Source organism: Spirosoma flavus (genome assembly GCF_054778555.1).
Genome location: NZ_BAAGZL010000001.1, coordinates 1,390,078 through 1,408,503 on the forward strand (window position 1 = coordinate 1,390,078; position 18,426 = coordinate 1,408,503).

The following is an 18,426-nucleotide window of genomic DNA, read 5'->3' on the forward strand; positions in this document are numbered from 1 at the left end:
CCGGCGGAGAACCGCAACTTTACAACTCTATAACCCTACAACTTTACAACTGTTTTTTTAGCGATTCAACAGCTAGTATATCCCAGATTTTGTCGTACACCTGGGTGGCCGTCAGCGACTTCCCTACGTTCTGACTGCTCACAAAAACCGGGTGATGCTCGGTTGGTACACCTATCCGCCCGTGCGAGCCTTTGACCAACGTAGCATCCAGCGAAATCACGTTCATCAGGTAGCGGAAACCGAGCAGTTTTCGACCCAGTTTATAGCCCGCCTTTAGCTTTATTAACGGGTTGGTCTGATCCATGAACATCTCGACGGGGTCGTAGCCGGGTTTCTGGTGAATGGCTACCAACCGCGCGTAATCCGGGGCACGGGCATCATCGAGCCAGTAGTAATACGTAAACCAACTGTTGGCATCGGCCATTACCACAAAATCGCCGGAGCGTTCGTGATCGATGTGGTACTTTTTCTGCTGTTCTTTGTCCAGTACCAACTCAATACCGGGCGTTTTTTCGAGTAATGACCGTACTTTGTTATAAACAGATGGGTCGTTGATATACACGTGCGCAATCTGGTGATCGGGCGTAGCGAAAGCGGGCGATGCTCCCCCGTCGAAAACTTCTAATCCACGTTCTTCGCGGTAACGTATCATGCCCGCTTCCCGTAGTATCCGGTTGATGTGAATGGGTTTTGATACGTTGGTAATGCCGTATTCTGACAACACAATCACCTCGGCGTTTTGCTTCTCGTAATGCTGGATCAGGTCGCGGCAAACGTCGTCGATTTCGCGTAGATCATTACCAATTTTCGCGAAATCCTGCCCAAATTTTTGAACGCAATAATCCAGATGCGGCAGGTAAATCAGCGTGAGCGTTGGGTTGTGCCACTGATCGACCAGCATCGACGCATCGGCAATCCATCGACTGCTTTTAATCGTCGTCGCCGGCCCCCAGAACTGGAACAGCGGGAACGTACCAAGTTCTTTCTGAAGCTTGTCGCGGAGGTCACCGGGGTGCGTGTAACAATCGGCAATTTTCATCCCGTCGGATGGGTACTGCGGGCGGGGCGTAGCCGAAAAATCGGCAGTGGAGTACATGTTGTACCACCAGAACATTTTCGAAACGGTGAAATTCGGATTGATCTTTTTCGCTCGTTCCCATATTTTTTCGCCACCAACCAACTTATTCGACTGTTTCCAGAACTTCACTTCGGAGTCGGTCCGGTCATACCAGCCATTGCCAACGATTCCCGTTTCGCTGGGCCATTTGCCTGTTACGTATGTCGATTGCACCGACGTAGTAACGGCGGGAAGCATGGGGTCAATTGTCGCCTGGTGTTTACCGGCGAACCACTGTTTCAAGAAAGGCGTATGCTCGCCAATCAGCGAGTAAGACAGCCCCACTACGTCTAGTACTACGGTTTTTTTCATATCTCCAGGTTAGTAATGTATGAAATAGGATGTAAGATATAGTATGGATTAAGCATACATGTATTCTACATCATACATAGCTTATCACCGATTTCATTTCACGTTCAATCGAATCAACAATGTCTTTTTTTAGATCGTCGGGTAATACGCCCCACGTGTAGGTTTCGACTTCGAGCTGGTTGGTGAATCGGCGCTCCGATTGCAAACGTAGCACTTCCCGAATATCATCCTGCGTGGATTGGAGAACGCCGTAGTCGGCTATAAAAATCGGTACGTGGAAGTGAGATCGCCATTCAGCATGATTCTCGTTAAAAGCCGCTAGTGCTTCGGGCAAATCCCGGAAACGTAGCAGCTCGTCCGACGTAGTGCGGGCAACCACCTGGTGCAGATATGTTGGCTCATTGAACTGCGCAAATGCCTGACGTACAGCTTCCCGATCCGATTCAGAGTCAGTCGGAAACTGAGCTTTCAGGGCTGCGCTGATTTGTATTTTGCCAACTCGCAGACCGTACTCCTTCATCTTATCCAGTACGTCGGCGGGGCGTTCGTAGCCAACTGCGAAGTGGCAAACGTCGTAACATAGCCGAACATGTTCGCAGATGGCGGTTTCGGCGTCGGCATCTGACAAACCAAATTCTTCGGTCAATTGCTCGATGCCCATTGGCAGAAGGTAGTCGGTAAACCACGCGATAAACTCGTCGGCGGTTTCGATGACGCCGTCGGGTTCGGGTTCCAGATCAAGGTGCATCAGCCGGTCGGTTTGTCGGTGGAGACGTACCAGTTCTGAAACCACTTCCAGTACGTTCTGGGTCGTTTGCGACAAGATATAATCGCGGGCTGCGGGCTGTTCCCACTCAAACCAGTACCGGTAGGAGAGGGGCGACGTAGAGACACCGCCCTGAATGGCATTGCCCAGTTCATCGACGGGTAGCAGCACCGACAGAATCCGAAACAGCCGTTTGCTGTATTCGACTCGCGCTTCGGTGGTCCAGTCGGGCGTATGAACGTGGTCTTTTACAGTGGTGTTATGAAATCCGCCGAACGGAAACCCGTTCATCGTGAACACGTAACAGTCGTTGTCGGCCAGCCAGTGCTGAAACTGGATTAGATTTTCGGGCTGCTCCAGCTCTTCACTCGCTTCGTTCGACAGCCGTAAACCAATGCCAAAGGGTGCATCAGGCGACAGCCGTTTTTTTAATTCGGGAATGGCCTTTTGCATGGCCGCAAAATGAGCTTCCCAGGATTCGCCCGCATGTATATTGGTGCAGTAGCCGAGGTGACCAAGTGATGTTTGCATAACCAGCGACTACAGAGTTTCCAGTACGTTGTATGTCAGATCGTTCGATTCTTTCAACGTAGCGATGGCCTGCCTGATACGTTCATTATCCATATCATGAACTTCCACGCCACGTCCAACGCCTTCCAGGAGCATAATGGTCAACTGGCCGCCGAGGTGTTCGCGGAACTCAGAAAGTCCTTTCAGCAGGCCTGCGCTATCGTTGGCATCAAGCATCGGATGATACAGATTGAAACCCAGCGTCCGTAACGTAGTAAGAATGCGGTTTGTATCAGTTTCATCCAGCCAACCGAGCTGCTGCGAATACAGCGTATCGAGCGCAATTCCGATAGCAACGGCCTCGCCATGACGTATGTCAAAATTGGTGAGTTGCTCCAGTTTGTGGGCGCTCCAGTGACCAAAATCCAGTGGCCGCGACGAACCCATCTCAAACGGATCGCCACTCGCAATGTGCTGAAGATGCAACTCGGCGCAGCGGTGGATCAGATAATCCATAGCCTCACGATCGCGTTGAGCGAGTGCCTGTGCGTTGGTTTCGAGCCAGTTAAAGAACGTAGCGTCTTTAATGAGCGCAACTTTCACCGCTTCCGAAATACCCGAACGCCAGTCGCGATCATCAAGCGTGGTTAGGAATTGGCTATCGTTGAAAACGGCTACCGGAGGAGCGAAGGTGCCCAGGAAATTCTTCTTATGGCGATAATTCACGCCATTCTTTACCCCCACTCCTGAATCATTCTGCGACAGAACCGTAGTCGGAATCCGAATATGGCGAATACCCCGGTGCGAAATAGCTGCTGCGTAGCCAACCAAATCGAGGACGGAGCCACCGCCAATGCCTACCACGTAAGCGTGTCGGTCAATGCCGAAGCGATCCACGGCATCCACTATCTTTTCGACCAGCGCTGGGTCGTTTTTAGCGTCTTCCCCACCCGGAACGGTCAGAATTTCAGGGGCAAAAGCCGTATGTTTCGCCAGATACGTAGTAATAGAAGCCCCCAGATTCGGATGCGTTTTAGTCACGCCAGCGTCTAGGACAAATAAGATGGGTTTGGCTAATTTATCGGCAGCTTGCTGTCTGAAAAAATCGGCAAAGAGTGAGTTATTGATATCAAAGAGCTGTTCGGTGAAGAAGACAGTATAGGTAAACCGAACGGCAAAGGTCTGCTGTAAGTGGTCCATAACGGATGAAGGCAGCTTTAGCCAATTGCCTTCATCCTTCAAAAATACAATCGAATCGTTAATGGTTCCTTATTGTAAGTTATAAAGTTGTAGGGTTGTAATGTTGTAGAGTTGAAAGGTTTGCTACAGTCCGACGCGTCAGTCAACTTTATAATCCCCGATAGATACTCAACTATCCGGAGTTATTTCATCGAACTGAAAGATTTCATACAAAGAAAGAAAGCTTCTATTCGACCTTATACATGTGATTTTTTAAAGAATTTTCTGTTCTAAAACATTACAACTGATAAGTCCCCATCTTTCAGTTGATAGCAATCAAACTTAAAATTGATGTAAAATAGCAGTGCTTTCCTGAAATCGAATACGAATATGTATCTATATGATATATATGAATTATTTAATAAGTATTAAAATTTTACACATAGATATACTTGAAATATGTTATTTGGCATGATAAAGCCCTACGACAGTTTGGCGACCGGACGCAGGGCTTTGGGCAGTTCAATGTTTTACCATTAAACAAAGTAAAAATAATGAAAAAGTTATTGACATTCCTTTTCTTGGTACTGCTTGTTGGTTGCAACCGGCCAGGAAATGATCAGGCGCTAAAGCCAGGTGATCAAATTCTGAGCTATGGAGCAAAATTTGACAAGCTTCTATTAGGCGAAGAGAGCAAGAACGATGATATTACTTTAACCGAAGAATTAAAATTTGGGACTCAGGGGTTTACGCTACCAACAGGTACCATTTTAAGAAAGATCAAAAATGATCCCAGTAGTTTTTCCTATACGTTACCTAATGGGTATAAGGTAATTGGACAAACTACGGACGGCAAGGCAAGATCAGCAGCGGGAGGTAGTGTGACCTGTACCTGCACTAGAGGAAATGGATGTTCCCCTTATTATGCTACACTCGGAGGAAAAGTAAGCATGGGCTGTGCGGCCAAAAATTGTACTGCATGCAACATGACGACTACCGGTTCGGCCAGGACTGGTGTTTCAGAGGAAACATTCAATACCGCTGAAATCATTAATTTTAATCAACCCATCCACTTTGTAACAAGTAAAGCAGAGTTAAGTACGTTAGTCTCTCCAAGCCATTCAATGATGCAGTTAGAAGAAGTACGCAAGCAGATTGTGGCATTTGCTAAAGGCTATCAGGTTGATGATTTGGATGCTTTAAACAAGAGTACTGGGCCTGCCGATTTACCTTCCAGTTATCAGTATATACATGTAAATCTCTTTGGCAGGTTAATCATGCTTCCCGTTCAAACCAATATTACGCTCTCCGTAGATCCACTGGTGAATGAACTAATGAGAGATGATAAAAGCACTGGAGCCAGAGCCGCAGCAACTGTTTACAAATGCAAATGTAACAGCGGTAATTCAGGTTGTTCTTTAAATTCCGGCAGCTTACTTTTTGCTAAAGCCGTTTATTGTGATGCTGGTGGTTGTGCTAGTTGCACATTGAGTTGGATCTAGTATGATATATTTTCTGTGAGTTTTACGAATTAATTACTGTGTATCGATAGAATCGCGGCTTTTCAATAGTGCCGCGATTCTCATTTCCAAGTATAATGAATGAAAAAGCTACTTCTTTTCTTTTTGACACTACTGTCAATCAATACAGGAATTTGCCAGAAAAATCTTACACTTGGCATACTGGCAGGTACGGGCAAACCTGAATTAATCCTGGGTTATATATCATCATCCTGGCAATTAGGTGGTCTCTCTTTACTAAGGCCGGTAAATCTTGGAATTTATGGTAATTATGCCATTACAAAACAAATTCATGCAGGTGCTGATGTCAGCTACTATCGGCTGATTTTACAGGAATCTAATAAAAATGGTGACCCTATTATCCAGGATAAGTTTCATTATCTGAATATTGCACCCTATGTTGCCTATGAGCCTACTAAGTGGGTTTCGATTGCTTTCAATATAAGCCTTAGACCCTTACTTAAATTTGAACAGGGAAATGACCTGTATTCGTCGGCGGCTACTTTACTCTCCTATTATGGGCCTCGTTTAACGTTGAAACCAGTTAAGCAGATTGGTATTGATATTGGTTATGAGAACGGAGCCCGATCTTTCGCTGTAGGACATATCGGCCCTGATCCGACTCTTCTAACTAATACTGTGTGGTATGCCAACATCCGTATTGCTCCCTTTGCTAACTAGAACAACTCATAATCCGTAAATCTGTCAATTGCGAGAGCCCCTGATGGTTGTACGTCTATTTTGGGTTGTTATGATGTAGCGTTATAGAGTTGAAAGGTTTGCTACAGTCCGACGCGTCAGTCAACTTTATAACCGTACAACCCTACAACTTTACAGATAAAGAACCTTATACTTGAACGCTCCGTAGAGTCGCCAGTAGATTGATAAAAACGGCGTCGCCACGGCGGTCACGACGGCGTGTTTGATGTCGAGCCAGGTAAGCGGATTGCGTGGTAGGTGACGTATCACCAGATCGGCGGTAAAAATGGTCCAGATACTCAGGCCGATCAGGGCGAAGGCTAGCTGACCCGTTAGCAGGCAAATCAGACTTAAACCAATGCTCAGAACTGCCGAATAATATTGCCGGGTTTGTCGGCGGTACGAGGGAATGCGTTTTTTGAACAAATCCGGGTGTCGTTTGTAGAGCAGGGCGTCGTAGCTGTTTTTTCGTTCGTCCTGCAGCAAGCCGTACCACGGATAGGGTCGAATGTGATAGACAACCAGCGCTTCCGGGCATTTGCTGATCAAAATACCGGCACGTAGCAACTTGAACTGCAGGTCGCTGTCTTCGCGCCACGACGTATCGAACGCTTCTTCAAAACCGCCTACCTGCTCCAGCGCAGATTTCCGAACAAAACAGTTCGACGAAACAAATTCAGTCCGTCGGAGGAGCGTTGCAGTTCGGTCAAGGGGTGAAGGATGGTCGGGCAGCAGCACGCGCATTTGGCCGCTAACCACCTGGGCACCCCGCTGAAAACAGGCGAGCGCCGACGAAAGCCAGTCAGGATCAGGTAAACAGTCGTCGTCGGTAAACGCAATAATATAACCGCGGGCCGCCTGCCAGCCCCGATTTCGGGCCGCTGCCATACCCCGGCGTTCGGGCTGTCGGAGGTAACGGACTTCGAGCGGACTACCTTCGCGGGCAATTTGTTTGGCAAAAAGCTGGACGGCGGTTTCTGTTTCCGACGAGTTGCCTTCATCGACCACAATAATTTCAAACTGATGCCGTGGGAGCCGCTGCCGTCCCAGTGCATCAAGGCATTTAAGTAGTAGTGCTGGTTGTTGAAACGTTGGAATTACAACCGAAAATTCAGGTGTCATGGAGTTGTACTAATAATTTGATTGAGCGCAGCAGAGCTCTATCGCAACTTCAGTCGATACGTTCATGTACCGTTGAAGGTTGCTTTTACTCTGATCGGTGTAGTACAAAAACTTGACCAAACTTCAATCCGACGGCTTAAAACCGCTTATTTTCGGTCGATTTGTTTGCAAAAGGCCCAAAATTTTGTTGGGTCTGTATCTTTACTGCTCCATCTATCGATTATTGTATATATGTCTCGTATTGCTCTTATTACTGGTGCTACGTCGGGGATTGGCCGCGCAACCGCCGAAGCTTTTGCTGACCTTGAATTTGGCCTGATTCTTTGCGGCCGTCGGCAGGACCGGCTGGATGAATTACAGGAAGAGTTAAGCCAGAAAACGACCGTTACTACGCTCAACTTCGATGTGCGGAACTGGGTAGAAGTTTATGAATCCATCAATACGCTGCCAGAAGAGTGGCAAAGTATTGATATTCTGGTAAATAGCGCCGGAAATGCTCATGGTATGTCGGCTGTTCAGGATGGCGACGTAGCAGACTGGGACCAGATGATTGATGGCAATGTGCAGGGCTTGCTCTACGTATCGAAGGCCGTGATGCCGGGTATGGTCGAACGGAAGAAGGGCCACATCGTGAATATCAGCTCAATAGCTGGTAAAGAAACCTATGCTAACGGCGCTGTGTATTGCGCCAGCAAAGCGGCCGTGGAAGCCCTCAGTGCGGGTATGCGGCTCGATTTAACCCAGCATGGTATCAAAGTAACCAACGTAGCACCGGGTGCTGTTGAAACCGAGTTTTCGCTGGTGCGTTTCAAAGGTGACCAGGAGCGTGCCGCCAAAATTTATAATGGATTTACGCCCCTCACGCCCGACGACATTGCCGATGCCATCGTATACGCGGTAACGGCTCCCGCACACGTAACGATTGCCGATATGACCATTTTGGCGGGCGCGCAGGCGGGCGCTATGACCATTCATCGAAAGTAAAGAGTTTCCTTACTTCTCTTTGTAGGACATAAACTTCGTCGGGAATCACTTTGAAAACAATTGGCATTGACCTCGGAGGAACACGTATTAAAGGCGTTTTGCTCGATACGTCGACGGGCGAGGTTTTGCATAAACAACTGACACCCACCAACGACGGCCAAAAAGGAGGTGGCTGGAAAGAAGCCATCGCGCAGACTATCGCTGACCTGAGAACGCGCATTTCGGAGCCGATTGACCACGTCGGACTGGCCGCTCCGGGATTGCCTACCGTCGATAATACCGCCGTTGCCTGTATGCCGGGTCGGCTGGAGGGGCTGGAAGGATTCAACTGGTCAGACTTTCTGGGACAGCCGGTACGGGTGCTGAACGATGCACACGCAGCGCTGATGGCTGAAGCCAAACTGGGTGCGGCTCGCAACCTACGACACGTAGCGATGCTCACGCTTGGTACGGGCGTTGGCGGTGGGCTGCTGGTCGACGGACAGCTGTATCAGGGCTTTTTTCAGATGGCGGGTCATGCCGGCCATATCACGGTCGATGCGGACGCTGAACATCTGGACGTAACAAGTATGCCTGGTAGTCTGGAAGATGCCATCGGGAACGTAACGATCGGTCGCCGGTCATATGGCCGTTACAGTACTACGTATGAATTGGTGGATGCGTACCAGCAGGGTGAGCCGCTTGCTACGTTGGTCTGGCTTACGTCGATACGTCGGCTGGCGGTGGCGGTGGCGTCGATCGCGAATTTGTGTTCGCCGGAAGTCGTCATTATCGGGGGCGGTATTACGCAGGCGGGCGAAGCGCTGTTTGATCCACTTGCTACGTTCATGAACCTGTTCGAATGGCGACCATCGGGCAAAAAAACAACAATTGTCAAAGCCCACTTCGATGAATGGGCCGGTGCTATTGGGGCGGCATCCTTCTGAAAATTATAATTATCACGCAATATGAGCGTCATCACGCAATACCTGCAACGCGCACAAGGTATTTTAAACACCGTTGAACAACAGGAAACGCAGATTGAACAGGCCGCAAAATGGTTCAGTCAGACCATTCTGGCGGGGCGGATGGTGCACCTCTTCGGAAGTGGCCATAGCCGGATTATGGTTGAAGAAATGTGGCCGCGCTATGGTTCGTTTGCTGGTTTCAACCCAATTGTTGAGCTCTCGCTATCGTTTCATAATCTGGTCGTTGGCGCTAATGGACAGCGACAGGCTATGTTTCTGGAAAACGTACCGGGTCTGGCCGACCGAATACTACGTAACTATGATCTCTCAAACCAGGATTCGGCGCTGGTGATTTCGTCGAGTGGCTGCAACGTAGTGCCCATCGAAATGGCCGAATTGTTTCAGCAGCGGGGCGTTAAAGTGGTGGCGCTCGTAACCAAACAACACGCCGAAAAAAGTACAAGTAAACGTAACGATGGTAAAAAGCTGACCGATTTTGCCGATTTGATTCTCGATACCGGCGCACCCATGGGCGATGCGATGGTCACTGTTCCGGGGCTTGAAACGCCCGTTGCCCCCGGCTCAACGGTGGGAGGAGCCTTAATTGTAAACTGCATCAAGGCCGAAGTAGCGCGGCTGCTCACCGAAGCAGGTCAGCCTCCTAAAGTTCTATCGGCCTCAAACGTAGTAGGTGCCGAACGAGCTGTTACGTTGTTTGAAGGGGCTTACGATGAACATGCCCACCGGCTGGCGAAACTCTATCAGCAGGTGGGCATTCCGTCATACGTTAGTGATTCATCAAACGCTGCTACGTAGTCAATAAAGGCCCCGACAAGCTCCGGCTGTCGGAATTGCCGGACGGTGTATAGTTAGCCGCTTAGGCGACTCCGACAGGCTCTGGCTGTCGGGGCCATTACCAAAAAGAAATCGGCTGGCTCAACGTAGTGAACCAGCCGATTTCTTTTTGGTAAAGTTAGCTTATAACTGAGGCTGTTGAGCAACGATTTTTTCGTCAACATGGCCGGGCTTGCGGTTGCGCATCCAGAACCACAGAACAACGAAGGCTACAATTAAGAAGATCGGGAACATCGTCATTTTGGCTAGTGTTGCCTGACCCGCTGCCAACTCCAGTGCATCGCCTGATAAGCCGGTAGCCGCTTTTTCAACTTTTGCTTTATCAATCCAGCTACCAATGATTGGTTGCCAGATCGAAGTTGAAAACATACCTACGCCACCAATAATTGACATGCCTAAGGCGCCACTAGCCGGAATATTTTCGGCTACAAAACCAATCATGGTTGGCCAGAAATAGCACACGCCAATAGCGAAGAAAATAGCTGCTACGTAGGCCATAGAACCGGTTTGCGTGCTGAATAAGTAAATTCCGATGGTAGCGAATACCGCACCGCCCAGCAGAACTCCTGTTTGGTTAAGTCTGTGAATGATTGGCCCACCAAAATAACGGCCAATAGCCATCAGACCCGTTGTCAGCGCGAGAATGTACATGGGAGTAGCGCCACTCTTAGCCATGATCAGACCAACCCACTGCTGTGGACCAAATTCAGAGATGGCCGTGAATGCCATACAAACAAAAATGAACAGAAACAGGGGGGTAAGCATTGCCTGAAAATTGCTGCTCAACGACGTAGCATGAACCACTTTCGATGTAGGGAACGCCTGGCCGAAGAACAGAAATACGTAAATCAGCGTCGGGATCATAATTACCCAAACTTGCGTCTGCCACGAAAGGCCGGCGTCAGTCATGAATTTGGAAAGCAGACTGCCGATAACAATACCTCCTGGGAACCACATGTGAAAACGGTTCAGCATTTTGTTCATCTGCGCACCCGTATACATATCGGCAATCAGCGGGTTACAGGCCGCTTCTGTGCAACCATTACCGATACCAATCAACAACGTAGAAATCAGTAGCGTAGAATAGCTACCCGCGTAGATGGTCAACAGAATACCTAATGTATGGCACACAAAGGCAACATTCATAATAACCTTAGGCCCTACCGAGTAATAAACCAGACCGCCAACAATCATGGCAATAGGGAAGCCAAAGAACCACATGGAGTTAATAAAGCCGAGCTGTTCGGCACTCAGTCCGAGTTCGGTGCCTAACTGCGGCAGAATACCGGCCCGGATACTAAACGAGAAGGCCGTCGTAATAAGGGCAAAACAGCTCGCCAGGAACAGCCGCGATGGATTAACAGCTTGATTCATCTTTGTAGAAGGGGATTTAGAAAGTTAGTGGTTTACATCTGAGTAAAGACAGAACGAAGAATAAACTCCCCGTTGTACTGTCCTTTTTGTGCAAAATTTCCGAAAAATAAGAGAAAACAACTAATTTCCGGCCGCAAAAAAAGCAAGAGCAATCGGGCTGGGAGATAATGGTCTAGGTTTCAGTTTCAAAGTTCAAAATAAGCTGACGCATAGCTGAAAGCTGGAACTTGACATTTGAAACAGCAATCCTGAAACAAACTACAGTAAACCCAACCCTGTCGCGCTCTTTTCCAATCTGTTTCTAATCAACTTCATTACCGATGCACAGAAAATTGCGAATGGGTATGGTGGGCGGAGGGCTTGATGCCTTCATTGGTGCCGTTCACCGTCGGGCGGCTGCTTTCGATAACGAGATCGAGCTGGTGTGTGGCGTTTTCAGCGGAACGCCCGAGAAATCGAAGGCAACCGGTCGGGCACTTTATCTGCCCGAAGACCGGACTTATTCCTCGTATGAGGAAATGATTGAGCAGGAAAAGAAACTGCCGGAAGGTGAACGTATGGATTTTGTTTCCATCGTAACGCCGAACCACATGCACTTCCCGCCAGCGAAAATGGCCCTCGAAAACGGCTTCCACGTTATCTGCGACAAGCCGATGACACTAAACCTGGCCGAAGCCAAAGAACTGGCACAGATTGTTGAAAAGTCGGGGCTGGTGTTTGGCCTGACGCACAATTACACGGGTTACCCGATGGTAAAAGAAGCCCGCGACATGGTACGTAACGGCAAACTGGGGAAGCTTCGGAAAGTGGTAGTAGAGTATCCGCAGGGCTGGTTGTCGAAAAAAGAAGAAGACAATAACTACAAACAGGCCATTTGGCGTACCGATCCATCCAAATCAGGTGCCGCCGGTTGCATGGGCGATATCGGTACGCACGCCGAAAATCTGGCCGAATACGTAACGGGTCTGAAAATCAGTGAACTATGTGCTGATCTTACTACGTTCGTTCCGGGGCGTATGCTCGACGATGATGGCAACGTATTACTTCACTTCGAGGGAGGTGCCAAAGGGGTATTGCACGCCAGTCAGATTGCAAACGGCGAAGAAAATGCCCTCAAAATCTATGTGTATGGCGAACTAGGCGGTTTGGAATGGCACCAAATGGAGCCGAACACCCTAAAGTACAAAACCCAGGAGGGGCAACGTATCATCCGCCCCAACGTAGGCGATTTGTCTGCCTCCGCGAAGGCACACTGGCGGATGCCATCGGGTCACCCCGAAGGATTTTTCGAAGCCTTTGCCAACCTGTACCGCAACTTTGCTTTCGCCGTGAAAGCGCACATGGAAGGCAAACCCGCTGATCCGCTCTATGATTTCCCGAGTGTCGAAGATGGCGTGCGCGGACTCGCTTTCATCGACACCGTCATTGCGTCGAATGACTCTTCGGAGAAGTGGACGAAGTTTAAAGAGTGAAAGAGCGAATGAGCGGAAGAGCGATTTACAACAGTACGGAGGCTGATCCTGAAGTAGACTTGTTTGGTGAGGCTGGGGTTGATTATTCAACTTCCTCGAAAAGTCAATTTTTGGATGACCTCGAAAAGCGATTGAAATTCTTTATGCTACGTTGTGTGAAGGTCTGTCGGACTTTACCGAAAGAGTACGACGCTCAGCATTTCGGTCATCAGCTTGTTCGCTCATCCTCATCTGCTGCGGCTAATTTCCGAGCTGTTCGTCGGGGAAGAAGTCAGAAAGAGTATTACGCTAAACTCAGCATTACGCTCGAAGAATTAGATGAGTCACTCTTTTGGCTGGAGACTCTTGTCTTTACTGAAATCATACCTGAACATAGACTTCTAGACTTAATGGACGAAGGCTATCAACTCGTAAAAATTTTATCAAAATCACGTAAAACAGTGAGCGACTGAAAATAAAGAGTGAAAGGGTGAAAGAGTGAAAGAGCGAAACCCTGCCGGTAGCTTTTTCCGCTCTTTCGCTCTTTCGCTCTTTCGCTCTTTAAACCCCTCATGCAAAAAATCAATGTTGGTGTCGTTGGCACCGGATTCATCGGCCCTGCGCACATCGAAGCCCTGCGTCGTTTACCCAATACAAACGTTCTGGCACTCTGCGAAGTGACTCCTGAACTCGCCCGTCAGAAAGCTGACCAGCTTGGCATCGAACGCTCCTGTACGTTCGAAGAATTGCTTAAGATGGACGATATCAAAGTCGTGCATATCTGTACGCCAAACTTCCTGCACTACTCACAGTCAAAGGCGGCTCTGGAAGCGGGTAAACACGTAGTATGCGAAAAACCACTGGCTAAAGACCTGCACGAAGCCGAAGAACTGGTTGCGCTGGCGGAAAAAACGGGTCTGGTAAATGCCGTGCACTTCAACCTGCGTTATTATCCGCTGGTACGTCAGATGAAAGTGATGCGTGAGCAGAATGACTTGGGCGATATCTATTCTATAATTGGCTCATACCTACAGGACTGGCTGTTTTACGATACGGATTATAACTGGCGGCTCGAACCCGATAAATCGGGCGATTCACGGGCTATTGCCGATATCGGTTCGCACCTGATGGATAGCCTTGAATACATTACCGGTTTGAAAACGGTAGCGGTTATGGCCGATTTCAATACGGTGCATAAACTTCGGAAAAAGCCCCTTAAGCCCGTAGAAACGTATTCGGGCAAGATGCTTCAGCCGGAAGATTACGCCGACGTACCGATCAACACCGAAGACCACGCCAACGTATTGCTACGTTTCGACAATGGTAACAGAGGGGTGATTACGGTATCGCAGGTATCGGCCGGCCGTAAAAACCAGATGAAACTGGAAATTGCCGGTTCGAAAAAAACTTACGCCTGGAACTCGGAAGCGCCCAACGAAATGTGGATTGGTAACCGGGATGGTGCCAACGAATCGTTCATGCGCGACCCATCCCTGGCCCACCCTGAAGCGCGTTCGGTTATCTCATTCCCCGGTGGCCACAACGAAGGCTTCCCTGATACGTCGAAGCAGTTGTTCAAAGAGGTTTATGATGCGATTGCGGCTGGTAAACAACCCGAAAACCCAACGTATCCTACGTTTGCTGACGGCTACCGCGAGCTGCTTATCTGTGAGAAGATTCTGGAATCGAATCGGAAACAAGCCTGGGTAGAAATTTAAAGAGTGAAAGCGCGAATGAGTGAAAGAGTGATTTATAAAAGCGAGGAGCCTACTGTTGAAGTGAATCTGTTTGAGGAAGCTTGGGTCGATTACTCGACGTACTCGAAAAGTCAATTCCTGGACGACCTCGAAAAACGCTTAAAACTCGTCATGCTACGTTGCGTGAAAGTCTGTCGGACGCTGCCGAACGAGTATGACGCTCAACATTTTGGTCATCAGCTCATTCGCTCGTCTTCGTCGGCTGCGGCTAATTTCCGGGCTGTCCGCCGGAGTAGAAGTCAGAAAGAGTATTATGCTAAACTTAGCATTTCCCTTGAAGAGTTAGATGAATCGCTCTTTTGGCTGGAAACATTAATCTTTACTGAAATTGTGCCAGAACACAGACTTCTGGATTTGATAGATGAAGGTTATCAGCTAGTAAAAATCTTATCAAAATCACGTAAAACAGTGAGCGACTGAACATAAAGAGTGAAAGGGTGAAAGAGTGAAAGCGCGAATATGCCGCGTCAGACACTCTTTCTCTCTTTCACTCTTTCGCTCTTTAAGTAGATGAAAACAATGAAAGGTCCGGGCATATTTCTTGCCCAATTTCTGGGCGATACGGCCCCGTTTAATTCGCTGGAAAGCATTGCCAAGTACATGGCTGATCTGGGTTACAAAGGCGTTCAATTGCCCACGTGGGACCCGCGCGTCATTGACCTCAAACAAGCTGCCGAGAGCCAGACGTATTGCGACGAACTGAAAGGCAAACTGAAAGATATCGGTGTTGAAATCACCGAGCTTTCGTCGCACTTGCAGGGGCAGTTGGTTGCCGTTCACCCTGCTTATGGCGCTATGTTCGATGGCTTTGGCCCGGCTGAACTGGCTGGTAAACCGAAAGAACAGCAAGCCTGGGCTGTCGACCAGCTTAAACTAGCCGCAAAAGCGTCTAAAAATCTTGGATTAACAGGCCACGTTACGTTCTCAGGAGCTTTGTTGTGGCCCTTTGTTTATCCGTGGCCGCAACGTCCGGCTGGTCTGGTCGAGACAGGATTTACGGAGCTAGCGAATCGCTGGAAACCTATTCTGGATGCTTTCGATGAAGCTGGCGTAAATGTTGGTTATGAGCTGCATCCCGGCGAAGATCTGCACGACGGTATTACGTTCGAGATGTTTCTGGAGAAAGTGGGTAACCACCCACGGGCGGGTATCAACTATGACCCAAGCCATTTTGTGCTGCAACAACTCGATTACCTGCAATTCATTGACTTCTACCACGAACGTATCTACGCTTACCACGTAAAGGATGCTGAATTTAATCCAACTGGCAAACAGGGCGTTTACGGCGGTTTTCAGGGCTGGGTCGAACGGGCTGGTCGGTTCCGTTCGCTGGGCGATGGGCAGGTCGATTTCAGCGGTATTTTCAGTAAGCTAGCTCAGTACGATTACGATAGCTGGGCAGTGCTGGAGTGGGAATGTGCGCTGAAGCATCCTGAACAAGGTGCTGCTGAAGGAGCGCCCTTCATTGAAGGCCACATCATCCGCGTTACCGAACGCGCTTTCGACGATTTCGCCGGAACGGGCGCCGATGAGAATTTCAATAAGAAAGTTTTAGGATTATAAATTGTGAACAGACGGGTTGCTTGACATAGTTGGGCAACCCGTCTGTTTGTATTTTAGAGCCATGAGGATTTTCGGAGACATAGCGGGCGTTCCGGAAGGGAGCGAATTCGAAAATCGGTTCTATTTATCTAAGTATGGCGTTCACAAGCCTTTACAGGCAGGAATAAGTGGTTCTCAAGCCGAAGGAGCGGATTCCATTATTCTATCGGGCGGTTATGAAGACGATGAAGATTATGGCGATGTCATTATTTACACAGGCCATGGCGGACGTAGCCAAACAACCGGACTTCAGGTAGCCGATCAACAGCTTACAAAACAGAATCTGGCATTAGCACTAAATTGCCAGCATGGTCTTCCTGTTCGTGTCATAAGGGGATTCAACCACAAGTCTAAATTCTCTCCTGAACAAGGATATCGGTATGATGGCTTGTACCGAGTAGATGCATACTGGCGGACAAAAGGGTTGTCGGGCTTTTTTGTTTGGCGATTTCGCCTGGTTAAAATAGATACGAAGATTGATTTAGCTACCCCAAATCTGGTTGCCGAGGAAGAAATTATTTATGGAAAGCCAAAGCGAGTTGATATGAGAATTCAGCGAATAATTCGGGATACGGCGCTTTCCTTTAACATTAAAAAGATGTATAATTTTCGATGTCAGATATGCCAGATAGAAATTAGTACTAACTCAGGTTTATATGCAGAAGCAGCACATATTCAGCCACTAGGTATCCCACATAATGGCCCCGATATTATAGGAAATATTCTATGTTTATGTCCTAACCACCATATAATGCTTGATTTCGGTAGCTTTGGAATTGCAGATAATCTAATGCTTATCGGAATGGATGGAAAATTACTCAAGAAAACAAATCATGCTATTAATACTTTATTTCTCAAATACCATCGCGAACATATTTTTGGCATAAATAATTAGAAAACTTGAAGTACTATGGCAGGTCAAGGGTCGGGCGGAAACGTATTAGCTGCCCTTTGTAGTTTCTTCGTTCCGGGATTGGGGCAACTTTTGCAGGGACGTCTGGGTATTGCCATTGTTCAATTTGTGATGGCAGCCGTCTTGTGGTTTTTCTTACTAGGATGGGTTATTCACCTTTGGTCTATTCTGGATGCTGCACGCTATAAGCCAGCCGCTTAAACGTAGTAGAAGCGTATAAGAAGAAAAATAAGAAAGCGAACACGCAACTGGGTGATGCTTTGCTGACTACCAACCTATGATAACAATACGCTACATGGACCTACGTGCATGATAGGTTCAGAGCGTCCTTATCTACAAAAGAATACCACATTTTGATGAAATAGTTACATTTAATTGGCTAGTTTTGCCATTATTTTGGCAAGCGTCCAAACAATATTGGATAGGTAACGCTAATACGTCGGTATGAAACCGCAATTCCTCAAAATTTCCATAGCATCCGACTTTTCCTTTAGCGTCCGGCATGACATTGTGCCGCATTTTTATAACCGCTGGCATTATCACCCCGAACTGGAACTGCTGCACATCGAAGCCGGAACAGGAACGCAGTTTGTCGGCGATAGTATTCGGAATTTTCAGGGGGGCGATACGTTGTTGATCGGCGCTAATTTACCCCACTACTGGCGCTGTGATAAATCTTATTTTGAACATCGGTCCGACTTATTCGCCAAAGCGACGGTCGTGCATTTTCGCGCCGATTTCTGGGGCGATACGTTCCTGCATTTACCCGAAAATCGGCCGTTGATTAAACTGCTGAACCTGGCCCAGCAGGGGCTGCGTATTTATGGACAGACGAGCCAGCGCCTAAAAGCGTTACTGGCCCGAATGCTGGATGAATCAGGGTCAGAGCGGCTGATTACACTCATGCAAACGCTGTCGCTTCTGGCCACTTCGGAAGAGATGGAAGTCCTGTCGACAATTGATTACCCAAGCCATTTTGATGAGGGCGATACCGACCGTATCAACCGGATATATGCGTATTCGATTGCCAACTTTCAACGCAAAATATCACTGGAGGAAATTGCCGAAATTGCCAGCCTAAGCGTTAATTCGTTTTGCCGGTACTTCAAACTACGTAGTCGTAAATCATACTCCCAGTTTTTACTCGAACTTCGCGTGCATCATGCCTGCAAGCTTCTGATCGACAGTCAGTTGAGTGTTAGTCAGATTTGTCTGGAAAGTGGTTTCAATCAATCGTCCGGTTTCAATAAATACTTTCGTCAGATCACTGGCAAAAGCCCGATGCAATACCGGAATATGTTTGGAAAGGTGTAGTAAC

The 18,426-nt window shown here is 48.2% G+C and carries 18 protein-coding genes; 13 read left to right on the forward strand and 5 right to left on the reverse strand.

Annotated elements, in window-relative coordinates; all coding sequences use genetic code 11:
• Positions 1–43: 43 nt before the first annotated feature.
• The 3 genes from ACYVF1_RS05340 to ACYVF1_RS05350 form a co-directional block, all read right to left on the reverse strand.
• Positions 44–1,429: an alkaline phosphatase family protein gene (locus ACYVF1_RS05340; RefSeq protein ID WP_461076364.1), complete on the reverse strand. Its 1,386-nt coding sequence runs from the start codon at positions 1,427–1,429 to the stop codon at positions 44–46.
• A 70-nt stretch (positions 1,430–1,499) separates the two neighbouring features.
• Positions 1,500–2,726, reverse strand: coding sequence for a metabolite traffic protein EboE (gene eboE / locus ACYVF1_RS05345; RefSeq protein WP_461076365.1), 1,227 nt, complete (start codon positions 2,724–2,726; stop codon positions 1,500–1,502).
• 9 nt (positions 2,727–2,735) lie between these two features.
• Positions 2,736–3,905, reverse strand: a complete 1,170-nt coding sequence (locus ACYVF1_RS05350) for a 3-dehydroquinate synthase (RefSeq protein ID WP_461076367.1) — start codon at positions 3,903–3,905, stop codon at positions 2,736–2,738.
• A 431-nt stretch (positions 3,906–4,336) separates the two neighbouring features.
• Between ACYVF1_RS05350 and ACYVF1_RS05355 the strand changes: the two genes are divergently transcribed.
• Together ACYVF1_RS05355 and ACYVF1_RS05360 are read left to right on the forward strand one after the other, a co-directional pair.
• Positions 4,337–5,386 (forward strand): hypothetical protein, encoded by a 1,050-nt coding sequence (locus ACYVF1_RS05355; protein ID WP_461076369.1) that lies wholly within the window; start codon positions 4,337–4,339, stop codon positions 5,384–5,386.
• Positions 5,387–5,485: 99 nt separating this feature from the next.
• Complete coding sequence (locus ACYVF1_RS05360; protein WP_461076371.1) at positions 5,486–6,085, forward strand: hypothetical protein; 600 nt, start codon at positions 5,486–5,488, stop codon at positions 6,083–6,085.
• Positions 6,086–6,235: 150 nt separating this feature from the next.
• Here ACYVF1_RS05360 and ACYVF1_RS05365 read toward each other — a convergent pair whose 3' ends face one another.
• Positions 6,236–7,225, reverse strand: a complete 990-nt coding sequence (locus tag ACYVF1_RS05365) for a glycosyltransferase family 2 protein (protein ID WP_461076373.1) — start codon at positions 7,223–7,225, stop codon at positions 6,236–6,238.
• Between the two features lie 231 nt (positions 7,226–7,456).
• Here ACYVF1_RS05365 and ACYVF1_RS05370 point away from each other — a divergent pair, with 231 nt between their 5' ends.
• From ACYVF1_RS05370 to ACYVF1_RS05380, 3 genes are read left to right on the forward strand one after another with little or no spacing between them, the layout of a single operon-like run.
• The gene (locus ACYVF1_RS05370) at positions 7,457–8,209 is read left to right on the forward strand and encodes an SDR family NAD(P)-dependent oxidoreductase (RefSeq protein ID WP_461076375.1); all 753 of its coding nucleotides are present in this window, start codon (positions 7,457–7,459) and stop codon (positions 8,207–8,209) included.
• Positions 8,210–8,259: 50 nt separating this feature from the next.
• Positions 8,260–9,135, forward strand: a complete 876-nt coding sequence (locus ACYVF1_RS05375; protein WP_461076377.1) for an ROK family protein — start codon at positions 8,260–8,262, stop codon at positions 9,133–9,135.
• A gap of 21 nt (positions 9,136–9,156) precedes the next feature.
• A complete protein-coding gene (locus ACYVF1_RS05380) occupies positions 9,157–9,972 on the forward strand; it encodes a sugar isomerase domain-containing protein (RefSeq protein WP_461076379.1) in 816 nt (271 codons plus the stop codon).
• Positions 9,973–10,134: 162 nt separating this feature from the next.
• On the opposite strand, the gene ACYVF1_RS05385 is transcribed toward ACYVF1_RS05380, so the two are convergent.
• The gene (locus tag ACYVF1_RS05385) at positions 10,135–11,385 is read right to left on the reverse strand and encodes an MFS transporter (protein ID WP_461076380.1); all 1,251 of its coding nucleotides are present in this window, start codon (positions 11,383–11,385) and stop codon (positions 10,135–10,137) included.
• 338 nt (positions 11,386–11,723) lie between these two features.
• Between ACYVF1_RS05385 and ACYVF1_RS05390 the strand changes: the two genes are divergently transcribed.
• The 8 genes from ACYVF1_RS05390 to ACYVF1_RS05425 all read left to right on the forward strand — a co-directional run bounded on the left by ACYVF1_RS05390 (position 11,724) and on the right by ACYVF1_RS05425 (position 18,422).
• Positions 11,724–12,857, forward strand: coding sequence for a Gfo/Idh/MocA family protein (locus ACYVF1_RS05390; protein ID WP_461077815.1), 1,134 nt, complete (start codon positions 11,724–11,726; stop codon positions 12,855–12,857).
• A complete protein-coding gene (locus ACYVF1_RS05395) occupies positions 12,854–13,309 on the forward strand; it encodes a four helix bundle protein (RefSeq protein ID WP_461076381.1) in 456 nt (151 codons plus the stop codon). The genes ACYVF1_RS05390 and ACYVF1_RS05395 overlap by 4 nt, the downstream gene beginning before the upstream one ends.
• 99 nt (positions 13,310–13,408) lie before the next feature.
• Positions 13,409–14,554, forward strand: coding sequence for a Gfo/Idh/MocA family protein (locus ACYVF1_RS05400; RefSeq protein WP_461076382.1), 1,146 nt, complete (start codon positions 13,409–13,411; stop codon positions 14,552–14,554).
• A 15-nt stretch (positions 14,555–14,569) separates the two neighbouring features.
• Positions 14,570–15,013: a four helix bundle protein gene (locus tag ACYVF1_RS05405; RefSeq protein ID WP_461076383.1), complete on the forward strand. Its 444-nt coding sequence runs from the start codon at positions 14,570–14,572 to the stop codon at positions 15,011–15,013.
• Positions 15,014–15,103: 90 nt separating this feature from the next.
• Entirely contained in the window at positions 15,104–16,156 is a 1,053-nt protein-coding gene (locus tag ACYVF1_RS05410; protein ID WP_461076384.1) for a sugar phosphate isomerase/epimerase family protein, read from the forward strand.
• A 61-nt stretch (positions 16,157–16,217) separates the two neighbouring features.
• Complete coding sequence (locus ACYVF1_RS05415; protein WP_461076385.1) at positions 16,218–17,090, forward strand: YDG/SRA domain-containing protein; 873 nt, start codon at positions 16,218–16,220, stop codon at positions 17,088–17,090.
• Between the two features lie 15 nt (positions 17,091–17,105).
• Positions 17,106–17,309 (forward strand): hypothetical protein, encoded by a 204-nt coding sequence (locus ACYVF1_RS05420; protein ID WP_461076386.1) that lies wholly within the window; start codon positions 17,106–17,108, stop codon positions 17,307–17,309.
• Positions 17,310–17,552: 243 nt separating this feature from the next.
• Positions 17,553–18,422: an AraC family transcriptional regulator gene (locus ACYVF1_RS05425; RefSeq protein ID WP_461076387.1), complete on the forward strand. Its 870-nt coding sequence runs from the start codon at positions 17,553–17,555 to the stop codon at positions 18,420–18,422.
• The last annotated feature ends 4 nt before the right edge of the window (positions 18,423–18,426 follow it).